This window comes from Escherichia ruysiae (genome assembly GCF_031323975.1).
Lineage (GTDB): Bacteria > Pseudomonadota > Gammaproteobacteria > Enterobacterales > Enterobacteriaceae > Escherichia > Escherichia ruysiae.
On the sequence record NZ_JAVIWS010000001.1, the window covers coordinates 794,196 to 806,256 of the forward strand.

At 50.3% G+C, this 12,061-nt stretch carries 16 protein-coding genes; 12 read left to right on the forward strand and 4 right to left on the reverse strand.

Annotated features, from left to right (window positions below; translation table 11 throughout):
• Nucleotides 1-5 precede the first annotated feature (5 nt).
• From pduJ to pduV, 12 genes are read left to right on the forward strand one after another with little or no spacing between them, the layout of a single operon-like run.
• Nucleotides 6-281 carry a propanediol utilization microcompartment protein PduJ gene (pduJ, locus tag RGV86_RS04105; RefSeq protein ID WP_001057752.1) on the forward strand — a complete coding sequence of 92 codons (276 nt, stop codon included), beginning with the start codon at nucleotides 6-8 and terminating at the stop codon, nucleotides 279-281.
• Between the two features lie 23 nt (nucleotides 282-304).
• Nucleotides 305-727 carry a BMC domain-containing protein gene (locus RGV86_RS04110; RefSeq protein ID WP_085460831.1) on the forward strand — a complete coding sequence of 141 codons (423 nt, stop codon included), beginning with the start codon at nucleotides 305-307 and terminating at the stop codon, nucleotides 725-727.
• 2 nt (nucleotides 728-729) lie between these two features.
• Nucleotides 730-1,362 carry a phosphate propanoyltransferase gene (locus RGV86_RS04115; protein ID WP_000361049.1) on the forward strand — a complete coding sequence of 211 codons (633 nt, stop codon included), beginning with the start codon at nucleotides 730-732 and terminating at the stop codon, nucleotides 1,360-1,362.
• Nucleotides 1,359-1,850, forward strand: coding sequence for a microcompartment protein PduM (gene pduM, locus RGV86_RS04120; protein WP_085460832.1), 492 nt, complete (start codon nucleotides 1,359-1,361; stop codon nucleotides 1,848-1,850). The genes RGV86_RS04115 and pduM overlap by 4 nt, the downstream gene beginning before the upstream one ends.
• Nucleotides 1,851-1,853: 3 nt before the next feature.
• Entirely contained in the window at nucleotides 1,854-2,129 is a 276-nt protein-coding gene (gene pduN, locus RGV86_RS04125) for a propanediol utilization microcompartment protein PduN (protein ID WP_000549827.1), read from the forward strand.
• Between the two features lie 11 nt (nucleotides 2,130-2,140).
• A complete protein-coding gene (gene pduO, locus RGV86_RS04130; RefSeq protein ID WP_309508414.1) occupies nucleotides 2,141-3,148 on the forward strand; it encodes a two-domain cob(I)yrinic acid a,c-diamide adenosyltransferase PduO in 1,008 nt (335 codons plus the stop codon).
• A complete protein-coding gene (gene pduP / locus RGV86_RS04135) occupies nucleotides 3,145-4,530 on the forward strand; it encodes a CoA-acylating propionaldehyde dehydrogenase PduP (RefSeq protein WP_085460834.1) in 1,386 nt (461 codons plus the stop codon). Before pduO ends, pduP begins: the two co-directional genes overlap by 4 nt.
• 10 nt (nucleotides 4,531-4,540) lie before the next feature.
• Nucleotides 4,541-5,653 carry a 1-propanol dehydrogenase PduQ gene (locus RGV86_RS04140; protein ID WP_001091430.1) on the forward strand — a complete coding sequence of 371 codons (1,113 nt, stop codon included), beginning with the start codon at nucleotides 4,541-4,543 and terminating at the stop codon, nucleotides 5,651-5,653.
• The gene (locus tag RGV86_RS04145) at nucleotides 5,650-6,993 is read left to right on the forward strand and encodes a 4Fe-4S dicluster domain-containing protein (RefSeq protein ID WP_085460835.1); all 1,344 of its coding nucleotides are present in this window, start codon (nucleotides 5,650-5,652) and stop codon (nucleotides 6,991-6,993) included. Before RGV86_RS04140 ends, RGV86_RS04145 begins: the two co-directional genes overlap by 4 nt.
• Before the next feature lie 2 nt (nucleotides 6,994-6,995).
• Nucleotides 6,996-7,550: a propanediol utilization microcompartment protein PduT gene (gene pduT, locus RGV86_RS04150; RefSeq protein ID WP_309508413.1), complete on the forward strand. Its 555-nt coding sequence runs from the start codon at nucleotides 6,996-6,998 to the stop codon at nucleotides 7,548-7,550.
• A complete protein-coding gene (gene pduU, locus RGV86_RS04155; RefSeq protein ID WP_137598290.1) occupies nucleotides 7,550-7,900 on the forward strand; it encodes a propanediol utilization microcompartment protein PduU in 351 nt (116 codons plus the stop codon). Before pduT ends, pduU begins: the two co-directional genes overlap by 1 nt.
• 4 nt (nucleotides 7,901-7,904) lie before the next feature.
• Nucleotides 7,905-8,348: a EutP/PduV family microcompartment system protein gene (pduV, locus tag RGV86_RS04160; RefSeq protein WP_001189427.1), complete on the forward strand. Its 444-nt coding sequence runs from the start codon at nucleotides 7,905-7,907 to the stop codon at nucleotides 8,346-8,348.
• 101 nt (nucleotides 8,349-8,449) lie between these two features.
• Here pduV and RGV86_RS04165 read toward each other — a convergent pair whose 3' ends face one another.
• The 4 genes from RGV86_RS04165 to dacD all read right to left on the reverse strand — a co-directional run bounded on the left by RGV86_RS04165 (nucleotide 8,450) and on the right by dacD (nucleotide 11,976).
• The gene (locus tag RGV86_RS04165; protein ID WP_000450409.1) at nucleotides 8,450-8,779 is read right to left on the reverse strand and encodes a DUF496 family protein; all 330 of its coding nucleotides are present in this window, start codon (nucleotides 8,777-8,779) and stop codon (nucleotides 8,450-8,452) included.
• A 171-nt stretch (nucleotides 8,780-8,950) separates the two neighbouring features.
• Nucleotides 8,951-10,009, reverse strand: coding sequence for an FUSC family protein (locus RGV86_RS04170; RefSeq protein WP_001200875.1), 1,059 nt, complete (start codon nucleotides 10,007-10,009; stop codon nucleotides 8,951-8,953).
• Between the two features lie 207 nt (nucleotides 10,010-10,216).
• Complete coding sequence (gene sbmC / locus RGV86_RS04175; protein ID WP_001105402.1) at nucleotides 10,217-10,690, reverse strand: DNA gyrase inhibitor SbmC; 474 nt, start codon at nucleotides 10,688-10,690, stop codon at nucleotides 10,217-10,219.
• A gap of 119 nt (nucleotides 10,691-10,809) precedes the next feature.
• A complete protein-coding gene (dacD, locus tag RGV86_RS04180; protein ID WP_010347049.1) occupies nucleotides 10,810-11,976 on the reverse strand; it encodes a serine-type D-Ala-D-Ala carboxypeptidase DacD in 1,167 nt (388 codons plus the stop codon).
• Nucleotides 11,977-12,061 lie beyond the last annotated feature (85 nt).

The window sequence follows — 12,061 nt, forward strand, 5'->3', positions numbered from 1 at the left end:
ACCGTATGAATAACGCACTGGGACTGGTTGAAACAAAAGGGTTAGTCGGCGCGATTGAAGCCGCAGACGCCATGGTTAAATCCGCCAACGTACAACTGGTCGGCTATGAAAAGATTGGTTCAGGTCTGATTACGGTGATGGTGCGCGGCGATGTTGGCGCAGTAAAAGCCGCCGTTGACGCGGGGAGCGCCGCCGCAAGCGCCGTTGGCGAAGTGAAATCCTGCCATGTCATCCCACGGCCGCACAGCGATGTTGAGGCCATTTTACCAAAATCTGCATAACCCAATTCGCTAAGGAGCACAGCGTGAAGCAATCACTGGGATTACTTGAAGTCAGTGGTCTGGCACTCGCCATCAGTTGCGCGGATGTTATGGCAAAAGCCGCGTCCATCACGCTGGTTGGTCTTGAGAAGACCAATGGCTCAGGCTGGACGCTCATTAAAATCACCGGTGACGTCGCCTCGGTTAATGCAGCGATCGAGACGGGTGCCAGCTTCGCCGGGCAGCGAAATGGCTTTGTCGCGCACAAAGTGATTGCCCGTCCAGGAGAGGGAATACTGTCCCGCACAACAGAAGCATTGAATGTAAGGGTTGAAGCAAGCGAAACACCAGCAGCCACAGTCACCTCAGAGAGTATCAGTTGTAATTTGTGTCTTGACCCGGCGTGTCAACGGCAAAAAGGTGAGCCACGTTCACTTTGCCTCCACTCCGATAAGCGAGAGGAGTAACAATGGACAAACAAACCTTGCAAGAAACAGTGAGCCAGGTTCTGGATGAGATGCGCGAGCGCCCTATCCCTCTGGGCGTCTCCAGTCGTCATATTCACCTTTCGACTGCGGATTATGTGCGCCTTTTTCCTGAACAACCGATCAGCGAGAAAAAACCGTTATTGCAACCAGGTCAATTCGCTGCTGAACAAGTTGTTACGCTGGTGGGACCAAAAGGCAAATTGCACAACGTTCGCTTGTTGGGACCGCTACGCAACGCAAGCCAGGTGGAAATTTCCCGGACAGATGCCAGAACGTTGGGGATCACCGCTCCGCTACGCATGTCAGGCGATCTCAGCGGCACACCTGGGATTCGGCTGATAAGTCCGTTTGCCGAACTGGAAATCGCTTCTGGCGTAATTGTCGCGCAACGGCATATCCATATGTCTCCGCTTGATGCCCTGATTTATGGCGTTACGCATGGCGATAAAGTGGCGGTCGCCATTGAAGGTGATGAGCGACGACTGATATTCGATAACGTGGCTGTTCGCGTCTCACCGGATATGCGTCTTGAAATGCATATTGATACCGACGAAGCCAACGCTGCAGGCGCTGATAATCCTGACGTTTTTGCCATGCTGGTGGCGCTGCCATGAATCATGTGCTGATGCAACGCATTGTTGACGAAGTGATTTTTCGCCTGAAACAACGTGCGGAAAAAACACTCACGCTGACCGTTTCGCAACTGCGAGAAGCCAGCGTTCACAAGATAGTTCATCAGTATGCATCGTTACAAATTCGATACGTCGATCTGCCGTTGTTGCGACAGCTTGCAGAGAACGATACGTCAGGCGGAGCAGTAACCCACCTTCACGAGGCGTTAGCATGGGGAATGCACCTTCAATTATCGTTGCAGCGTCATTTACTGAACGCCATTGAATTGAAGACTCTCGCCCGTCTACCGCTAAGCTGGTGCGACGAACAAGGACAACCAATCCACCTTCATCGTGGTCGACTTTTAAGTTATGTCGACGTAGCACCGTTATGCGCGGGGATACTGGTACTACAGCGGAAATGTTGTGTGACCGCACTTGCGCGTGAAGCGGCAATTACCCGAAACATTCAGTTAATCAGGCAGGAGTAACCCATGCATCTGGCTCGAGTCACCGGCGCGGTGGTATCCACGCAAAAATCACCTTCTCTGATCGGGAAAAAACTGCTGTTGGTTCGCCGGGTCAGTGCCGACGGCGAATTGCCTCTTACACCGTTAACCGGCGACGAAGTTGCCGTTGATTCAGTCGGCGCAGGCGTTGGTGAACTGGTACTCCTCAGCAGCGGCTCCAGCGCCAGACATGTTTTTTCCGGCCCCAACGAAGCCATTGATCTGGCAGTGGTCGGCATTGTCGATACGCTTTCACGCTAAGGGCTTTAACGATGGCGATTTATACCCGAACAGGTGATTCAGGAAGTACGTCTCTATTTACCGGACAGCGTGTCAGTAAAACTCATCGACGTGTCGAAGCCTATGGCACGCTGGATGAGCTAAACGCAACACTCAGTCTGTGTTATTGCGCCACCTCCATCGAAAGCCATCGCATCTTACTGGAAGCTATTCAGCAACAAATATTTTGGTTTAGCGCCGAGCTCGCCAGTGAAAGCGAACAGCCGTCAGCGCAGCAGCGTTACATCGGAACAGAAGAAATTGCCGCGCTGGAAAAAGCGATCGACAGCGCAATGAACGCTGTCCCTCCAGTTCACAGCTTCATACTGCCTGGTCGTTGTGAAGCCGCGAGCCGTATGCATGTCGCCCGCACGGTATCCCGGCGGGCTGAAAGACTTCTGGTTGAACTGACAACGGAAGCCACCGTCCGCCATGTTTTGTTGCACTATATCAACCGACTTTCCGATTGCTTGTATGCCCTCGCCCGCGTGGAAGACAACGTTGTTCATCAAAACCTGATGATTCGGGAAATCACAAAACGTTATCACGAAGCCAATCACACTCCAGCATTGAAGGAACGCACGATGCCGCTCACTTTTCAGGATCTTCACCAGCTCATTCGTAGTGCGGCAATACGCGCGGATGAACTACATATTCCCGTAGTCATCAGCATTGTTGATGCCAACGGGACAGAAAGTGTTACCTGGCGGATGCCCGATGCACTGCTGGTCAGCAGTGAGCTGGCACCGAAAAAAGCCTGGACCGCCGTGGCGATGAAAACGGCAACACACAAACTTGCTGACGCCGTACAACCCGGAGCGCCACTTTACGGGCTCGAAAGCCATATGCAAGGCAAAGTCGTCACTTTTGGTGGTGGTTTTCCTCTCTGGCGAGACGGGATATTGCTTGGGGGACTTGGCATCAGCGGTGGTAGCGTTGAACAAGATATGGATATTGCACAAGCCGCAATGGCAGCAATTAATGCAGGAGCAAACCAATGAATCCGACTGAATTAGAAATGATTATCCGCAATATCCTGCGCGAAAAACTGATGCCCAGTGCCTTACAAATACAAAGAAATGGTATTTTCCAGACTGTCGATGAGGCCGTCTGCGCTGCACACCAGGCCTTTTTGCGCTTTCAACAGTGTCCGCTTAAAACCCGCAGCGCCATTATCAGCGCCATTCGCGAAGAATTAACGCCCCGCCTTACCGAACTGGCAGAAGAAAGCGCCAGCGAAACGGGGATGGGAAATAAAGAAGATAAGTATCTAAAAAACAAAGCGGCACTTGATAACACGCCAGGAATTGAAGATTTAACCACCACGGCACTAACCGGTGATGGTGGCATGGTTTTATTTGAATACTCTCCGTTTGGTGTTATTGGCTCGGTCACGCCGAGTACCAATCCTACGGAAACCGTCATTAATAACAGCATCAGCATGTTGGCAGCAGGCAATAGCATCTACTTCAGTCCTCATCCGGGAGCCAAAAACGTATCGCTGAAACTCATTGCCATAATCGAAGACATCGCGTTTCGCTGTAGTGGCATTCATAACCTGATCGTTACCGTATCTGAACCGACCTTTACAGCCACCGAACAGATGATGGCGCACCCTAAAATCAGCGTTCTGGCGATTACCGGCGGTCCGGGTATCGTCGCGATGGGAATGAAAAGTGGTAAGAAAGTGATTGGTGCCGGTGCGGGTAACCCGCCGTGTATCGTCGATGAAACGGCGGATATTGTGAAAGCCGCCGAAGACATCATCAACGGCGCTTCTTTCGATTACAACCTGCCATGTATCGCTGAAAAAAGCCTGATTGTCGTAGCGTCAGTGGCAGAGTATTTAATTCAACAGATGCAAAGTTTTGGCGCATTTCTTCTTAACCATCAGCAAACTGAAAAATTGCGCGCCGTTTGTCTGCCCGACGGCGTCGCCAACAAAAAACTGGTCGGAAAAAGCCCATGCCATCTTCTGGAAGCGGCTGGAATTCCTCTACCGCAGAAAATGCCACGATTACTGATTGCCGTTGTTGACGCCGATGATAACTGGGTTACCTGTGAACAACTGATGCCGATGCTACCCATTGTAAAAGTCAACGATTTTGACAGCGCCCTCACCCTGGCGCTGAAAGTCGAAGACGGTTTGCACCACACGGCAATTATGCACTCGCAGAACGTCTCACGACTCAACCTTGCTGCGCGCGTTATGCAAACCTCAATCTTTGTCAAAAACGGCCCCTCCTGGGCGGGTATTGGCGTCGGCGGCGAAGGCTTTACGACCTTCACCATTGCTACACCGACTGGCGAAGGGACAACGTCAGCACGGACTTTTGCCCGCTCACGACGCTGCGTGTTAACCAGTGGCTTTTCCATTCGCTAGAGAAACGGAAATGAATACTTTTTCATTGCAGACACGTTTATACAGCGGTTTGGGAAGTCTCAAAGTCCTTAGCCGTTTCACCAATAAGCACATCTGGATTATTTGCGACGCCTTCCTGGCTGGTTCGCCATTGATTGACACGTTGTGTCAGTCGTTGCCTGATAGCAACCGCATCAGTATTTTTAGCGAAATAACGCCCGATCCAACGATCCAGACTGTGGTAAAAGGCATTGCACAAATGCAGACTTTACGCCCGGATGTGGTTATCGGTTTTGGCGGAGGCTCTGCACTGGACGCCGCAAAAGCGATTGTCTGGTTTAGTCGCCAGTGTGCTATTGAGATTGAAACCTGCGTTGCTATTCCCACCACCAGCGGCACCGGTTCGGAAGTGACCAGCGCCTGTGTCATCAGCGATCCCGATAAAGGGATTAAATATCCTCTTTTCGATAATGCGCTTTATCCGGATATAGCGGTGCTCGATCCCTCGCTGGTCGTCAGTGTGCCAGCCGCGATAACTGCCAATACCGGAATGGATGTTTTAACCCATGCCCTTGAATCTTATGTTTCTCCCCATGCCAGTGACTTCACGGATGCACTGGCCGAAAAAGCCGTGCAAATTGTTTTTCACTACCTGCCCACAGCAGTGAATAAAGGCGATTGTCTTGCTACTCGCGGCAAAATGCATAATGCCTCTACGCTTGCAGGAATGGCCTTTAGTCAGGCTGGGCTTGGGTTAAATCATGCAATTGCCCATCAACTCGGCGGGCAGTTTCATCTGCCACACGGCCTGGCGAATGCGCTCCTGCTTACGACGGTTATTCGTTTTAATGCTGGCGATCCGCGTGCTGCCAAACGCTATGCCCGGCTGGCGAAAACGTGCCATTTATGCCCTGACGATGCCAATGACACCGCAAGCCTGAATGCACTCATTCAACATATTGAACAGCTAAAAAAAGCCTGTTCAATGCCGACTCTCGCCAATGCACTGAAAGATAAAAAAGCAGAATGGTCATCACGTATTCCAGATATGGTTCGGGCTGCGCTGGCGGATGCCACACTGCGTACCAATCCACGAGCGGCTGATGCCATCGCTATAGCAGAAATGCTTGAGGAGTTGGTATGAACGGCGAGTTAATGTCCTTTGACGAACAGACGATCCGCGAGCGAGTACAGGCAGCAGGCGTCGTGGGCGCTGGTGGCGCAGGCTTTCCAACACATATTAAGCTACAGGCGCGGGTTGACACTTTCCTGGTGAATGCGGCGGAATGCGAACCAATGTTGAAAGTGGATCAACAGCTAATGGCACAACAAGCCAGCCGCCTGCTTCGTGGTGTTCACTATGCGATGAAAGCCACCGGAGCCAGGAGCGGAATTATCGCGCTGAAAGAGAAGTATCAACCAGCAATAAACGCACTCACACCATTGCTTCCGCAGGATATCCGCCTGCATATTTTACCCGACGTTTACCCCGCAGGAGACGAAGTGCTGACCATCTGGATGGCAACAGGTCGCCGCGTTCCTCCCGCTGCGTTACCCGTTAGTGTCGGTGTGGTGGTCAATAATGTGCAAACCGTACTGAATATTGCCAGAGCCGTTGAACAACAGTATCCGGTGACGCGACGCACGCTTACTGTTAATGGTGCAGTGGCTAAACCAATCACAGTGACCGTTCCCATCGGGATGTCTTTACGCGAAGTACTGGCGCTGGCGGGCGGCGCAACAGTGGATAATCCTGGTTTTATCAATGGCGGTCCGATGATGGGTAGTTTGATCACATCGCTCGACACGCCAATCAGCAAAACCACTGGCGGCTTGCTGGTTTTACCCAATTCTCATTCAATCATCCAACGTCAAATGCAGGATGACCGTAGCGTACTTGCCGTCGCGAAAACCGTTTGTGAGCAATGCCGCTTATGTACCGATCTCTGCCCGCGTCATTTAATTGGTCACGAACTGTCGCCACATTTGTTAGTACGTGCGGTTAACTATCAACAGCTCGCTACGCCACAACTATTACTGACAGCTCTCACCTGTTCGGAGTGCAACGTCTGCGCCAGCGTCGCCTGTCCGGTAGGTATTTCGCCGATGCGCATAAACCGCCTGCTTAAGCAGGAATTACGCGCCAAAAATCTCCGCTACGAAGGTGCCTTAAATCCTGAGGATGTCATGGCAAATTATCGGCTGATCCCAGTAAAACGGCTGGTAACCAGACTGGGATTAACCCCGTGGTATCAGGATGCGCCATTGTCTGAACAGGTGCCTCAGCCCGAAAAAGTGACTCTATTGTTACGCCAGCATATCGGTGCCAGCGCAATTGCGTGTGTACAAAAAGGCGATCGTGTCGTTCGTGGACAATGTGTAGGCCAAATTCCACACGGCACATTAGGTGCTCCCATTCATGCCAGTATTAATGGCACGGTCAGCGATGTGACAGAAAACGCTATTACGGTTGTGAGAGGTTAACCATGTCGAAAGCGGTAGGTATTTTAGAACTTAGCAGTATCGCAAAAGGGATGGAAACCGGCGATGCCATGCTGAAAAGCGCCAATGTTGAGTTACTGGTCAGCAAAACGCTATGTCCCGGGAAATTTCTGCTGATGCTCGGTGGCGATGTCGGTGCGGTGCAACAGGCCATCAGCAGCGGCGCATCCCTTGCAGGTGAAATGCTGGTCGACAGCCTGATCCTCCCTAATATTCATCCCAGCATTCTGCCCGCAATCAGCGGACTGAACCATGTTGAACAGCGTCAGGCTATCGGTGTGGTCGAAACCTGGAGTGTGGCAGCCTGCATTGACGCAGCCGATTGCGCAGTTAAAGCTGCGAATGTCACTCTCGTTCGAGTGCATATAGCCTTCGGTATTGGCGGTAAATGCTACATGGTGGTTGCTGGCGATATTTCAGATGTTAATAATGCGGTCTCTGTCGCCAGCGAGCGCGCGGGGGAAAAAGGATTGCTGGTCTATCGCTCGGTAATTGCCCGTCCGCATGAAGCCTTGTGGCGTCAGATGGTGGAGGGATAATGACAACTCAGCACGCTACTGAACGGATGATTCAGGAATATGTCCCCGGTAAACAGGTTACGCTGGCGCATGTCATTGCTAACCCAGGGAAGGAGCTGTTTAAGAAATTAGGTTTACCAGATACCGTTTCCGCCATTGGCATTCTGACGATTACCCCCAGCGAAGCGTCTATTATCGCGTGCGATATCGCCACAAAGTCGGGAGCTGTAGAAATTGGTTTTCTTGATCGTTTTACTGGTGCCGTAGTACTGACTGGCGATGTTTCAGCTATCGAATATGCACTTAATCAGGTTACCCGCACGCTGGGTGAAATGATGCACTTTGCCGCCTGCCCCATTACACGGACCTGACGTTATGCAACGTATGATGCTCATCGGCCCCAGTCAGTGCGGAAAAACATCACTCACGCAATGTCTGCGCGGAGAAGATCTTCAGTATCAGAAAACGCAGGCCATTGTCTGGTCACCAGCCACCATTGACACACCAGGCGAATACCTCGAAAACCGTAGTCTTTACAGCGCACTGCTGGTCAGTGCCTGCGAAGCGGACATTATCGCGCTTGTGCTTAATGCGGACGCACCGTGGTCACCTTTTTCGCCAGGCTTTACCTCGTCAATGAATCGCCCGGTCATTGGAGTAGTAACCAAAGCAGATTTAGCCAGCATGGAACAAATATCTTTGGTGAAATGCTGGTTACGGGAAGCTGGAGCGCGCAACGTGTTAGTGACCAGTGCGGTTAATAACATCGGAGTTGCAGAGCTTTTTGCCTTGCTGCATACAGAAGAAGGCTGTCGCTAATTTTGATAGGTTATCAGATGGGAATGATGACTTGTGATACACAGAAAAGAGTCAATGAATAATGAGGGTTGCCGGGCAACCCTCATCGAATAAAGCAGAAATTACTTCGCTTCGCCGTTTTTCATTTCGCCCATAGCTTTCAGCTTTTTGGAGATATCGCGGCGTTCTTTGGAGAGCTCGGCGTTTTTGATGATGTAATCATCAACGCGATCTTCATAGTCACCTTTCATGCTGGCAATGATGCCCTGGATTGCTTCTACGCTCATCCCAGGCTTAATGTAATCGCTCAGGTTGTCCAGCAGCAGGACACGCTTCTGGTTGTCACGGATCTTTTTCTCAACGTCCTGGATTTCACGTTGCAGTTTGTTCTTACGGCGGAACAGACGAACAAATTCCAGTACGTCCTGGAATGAAGGCTTGGTAGTTTCCATTTTTATACCCCTGATAATGTGAGAGTCGGATTCGTTTAAGCAACCGCTATTCGTTAGGGCCAACATTACTCATAGCTGCCGCAGATGACAATGCTTTTATCCCTTTTCATTATCATACCCTTTATCCTTGCTGAATCGAAGCAGCTGCAAGATGATTCTGAAGTTCAGGAATTATTTGCGCAAGGCCCGGCAAATCAGATTCGATAGCAACTCAAGCTGATGTGCCGTTTCCATGTTCAGCCACACATAACCATAAATCGGCGTTTCTACGACCTTTAGGTCATGGTGGCTATCGAGCAACTGACGCAACTCTTCCACAGCATCGTTCAATTTTTCCGTATTGGCAAAAACCGGCTGCGGATTACCTTCATACAGCGCATGAACAAGGCTCAGCACTATTTGCTGCATCATGTGCTGTGTATCACGCAGTTTTTGCGCGTTCAATAACACGAAATGACTGGGACGCGTGGCCCAGTAGGCATTGATTTGCAGCTCCAGCATACAAACCAGATTACGATTAATAGTCTGGATACCTTCATATATCGATTTTGGAATGCGGGTTTCTTTGCTGGCTGGTGCAATCAGCCCTCGCATTTTCACGGCATCGGTCAGGAGTTTTTGCAGATGGCTTTCCAGTCGTGGGCGTTCAAGTAAGTTCGGTGAGAATGCAGATTGATAGACCCGATTATACTCGGTCAGACTTTTCGCCAGTTGAATGCGCCAGTGGATGAACGCACGTTGCGGCCAGATACCGGTAAACAACATTGCCAGTAAAGAGCCGAGGATCACATCGCCACTTCGCCATAATGCCGTATCAATTTCACCTGTTGGGGAACCAACAACAATTGCCAGCGTCACACCAATCAATAAACCTTGATACGGTTTCTTGCCGAGTGCCAGCCAGCCACAAAGAAACATGGCAGCCGCGCACCAGACTAACATCAGCGGTAAAGAGATTAACTCCAGTCGCAGAGCAATAAGACCTAAAATCGAGCCAAACACCGTACCGCCAATACGTTCAAACGCACGAGGGACAACGTTACCCCAGAACGAAATTGGCCCCATGATCACCACCATAGTGACCAACGGCCAGGTGCTTTCCGGAATAGTAAACAGGCGAATGATGAGAAAGGTGAGCAAGAACGCCAGCGCAACACGAGTACCATGAACAATGCGGTAATGACGGTAGACTCGAATTTCGAACGGGCTTAAGGACTTATCGGCACGCACGCGGGCACTCCGTGAAAGAGGGAAAAAACGATCATAATTCAATCTGACAAACCAGGTGCAATAACGCTACGTAACAAATCTGTCCGGCAAACCGGGAATAGCGGACGTTCCCGGTTTGGTTGTCAGAAAACTAAAGACGGATCTTACTCTTTTACATAACGAAAAACAGCGTGGCAATCAGGTTAACCTCTGACCCGACGTCATTTATCAGCGCCGTTTTGGCTGCACCGCGACATACATTTCGATATCCCAATAACCATCTTGCGCGCCATTGTTCAGATAAACCTCAAAACAGGGTTTTGGTAACATTTCGTAAGCACTGTCCTGCAAGAGGCTGTTAAAGAACTGATACCAGGGTTTCGCAAAATCATCCCCCTCTACGCGGGCTACCGCCACCGCATACTGACCACCCGAAATTTCTGTCAGGATGACGCCCTCACTGTTTTCGGGAAGTGTGAAACTATCTGCCACCGAAACTACGGTGTCACAACGTAACTTTTCGGCAGGTGTTTCATCTGGATTATCGTAATAGACCGCCACCCACTCCTTCGGAACAATATTTTTGTTATCAACCCACATCATCAACTGCTCAAAACCTTGCTTTACCGTTTGTTCCCACGGGCCAACGAGATGGAAACCTGCAACGGTACGTTTATCTTCCTGTTTAATCTCGTAGTTCATGACGCCTCCACTTATACTGGTTTTATATACAGCATGATTTGTAATATAAAAACCACAAGGAATGAGTGTTGATTATGCGAGCAGACTCGCACTCCTGCCAGTCTGCGGCGTAAGAAAGGTCAGGCTTTATGCTCGAAATAATCACTCAGCCGGGAAAACATACCGCCTTTTCCGACAGATTCCAGGGTGACCAGCGGCCAGTGCGCCACCGGTTTATCGCGGTCATAAAGTTCAATTTCCCCAACCCGCTTATGGGCGCTAATTGGCGCGGTCAGTTCTTTACCATCAAGGGTGTATTTTGCTTTGATATTAGGAATCTCCGCTTTTGGCAGCACCATCCAGAACTCTTGTTCCGTTCCCAGAGCGATGTTTTCTTTATCGCCATACCAGATTCGTTCTGTGCCAACCTTTTTCCCCCGGTGTAAAATTTGCACCGTAGTAAAGTTCTGTTGCCCCCAACGCAACAGTTTCCTGGCTTCTTCTTCGCGACCTTTTGCGCTGTCAGCCCCCATCACCACCGCAATGAGACGACGCTGACCATCCACCGCCGACGCAATGAGATTAAACCCGGCACCAGAAGTATGCCCGGTTTTCAGGCCGTCAACATTCATGGTCTTATCCCACAATAATCCGTTACGGTTTTGCTGGGTGATACCGTTCCAGGTGAGGCTTTTTTCGCTGTACATATGATAAAACTCAGGCTCGCCGTGGATGATAGCGCGAGAAAGGACGGCTAAATCATAGGCCGAACTGTGCTGACCGGGTGCATCCAGACCATGCACTGTTTCAAAATGCGTATCCTGAAGATGTAACTTCTCAGCATAATTGTTCATCATGTCGACAAACTGCCGTTGCCCACCGGCAATATAATCAGCCAGTGCAACACAAGCGTCATTGCCAGAGTCCACAATTAAACCACGGCTTAAATCACGTACCGATACGCGATCGCCCTCTTTCAAAAACATCAGTGAAGAACCGACGAATACCGGATTATCTTTCGCCCATGCATCGCGCCCCACCGTAACAATATCGTCTGGCGTAATACGATGGCTATCGATTGCACGATCAACGACATAGCCAGTCATCAGCTTAGTCAGGCTGGCAGGATTGCGTTGTTGATGCTCATTACCCGCCGTGAGGATCTGACCGGTTGTGTAATCCATCAAGACCCATGATCCCGCATGAATTTGTGGAGGCTGGGGTGAAAAGGGAATATTTTCCGCCGCAAAACCAGACGATAAATTAAAAACGAACAAAGAAGCAGCAATAATAAGACGGCGTTTCAACAGCAAATCCTCAGGAGTTTCAAATAGCAGTTCTTTTTACGGAAATCCTGATGAACTGGCTGGAATAAAGTGCAAGAAAATGTGA

Excerpts from the sequence above, each read along its gene's own strand:
- pduJ (WP_001057752.1), top strand. The coding sequence starts at position 6 with ATGAATAACGCACTGGGACTGGTTGAAACAAAAGGGTTAGTCGGCGCG.
- RGV86_RS04115 (WP_000361049.1), top strand. The coding sequence starts at position 730 with ATGGACAAACAAACCTTGCAAGAAACAGTGAGCCAGGTTCTGGATGAG.
- pduM (WP_085460832.1), top strand. The coding sequence starts at position 1,359 with ATGAATCATGTGCTGATGCAACGCATTGTTGACGAAGTGATTTTTCGC.
- pduN (WP_000549827.1), top strand. The coding sequence starts at position 1,854 with ATGCATCTGGCTCGAGTCACCGGCGCGGTGGTATCCACGCAAAAATCA.
- pduO (WP_309508414.1), top strand. The coding sequence starts at position 2,141 with ATGGCGATTTATACCCGAACAGGTGATTCAGGAAGTACGTCTCTATTT.
- pduP (WP_085460834.1), top strand. The coding sequence starts at position 3,145 with ATGAATCCGACTGAATTAGAAATGATTATCCGCAATATCCTGCGCGAA.
- RGV86_RS04140 (WP_001091430.1), top strand. The coding sequence starts at position 4,541 with ATGAATACTTTTTCATTGCAGACACGTTTATACAGCGGTTTGGGAAGT.
- RGV86_RS04145 (WP_085460835.1), top strand. The coding sequence starts at position 5,650 with ATGAACGGCGAGTTAATGTCCTTTGACGAACAGACGATCCGCGAGCGA.
- pduT (WP_309508413.1), top strand. The coding sequence starts at position 6,996 with ATGTCGAAAGCGGTAGGTATTTTAGAACTTAGCAGTATCGCAAAAGGG.
- pduU (WP_137598290.1), top strand. The coding sequence starts at position 7,550 with ATGACAACTCAGCACGCTACTGAACGGATGATTCAGGAATATGTCCCC.
- pduV (WP_001189427.1), top strand. The coding sequence starts at position 7,905 with ATGCAACGTATGATGCTCATCGGCCCCAGTCAGTGCGGAAAAACATCA.
- RGV86_RS04165 (WP_000450409.1), bottom strand. The coding sequence starts at position 8,779 with ATGGAAACTACCAAGCCTTCATTCCAGGACGTACTGGAATTTGTTCGT.
- sbmC (WP_001105402.1), bottom strand. The coding sequence starts at position 10,690 with ATGAACTACGAGATTAAACAGGAAGATAAACGTACCGTTGCAGGTTTC.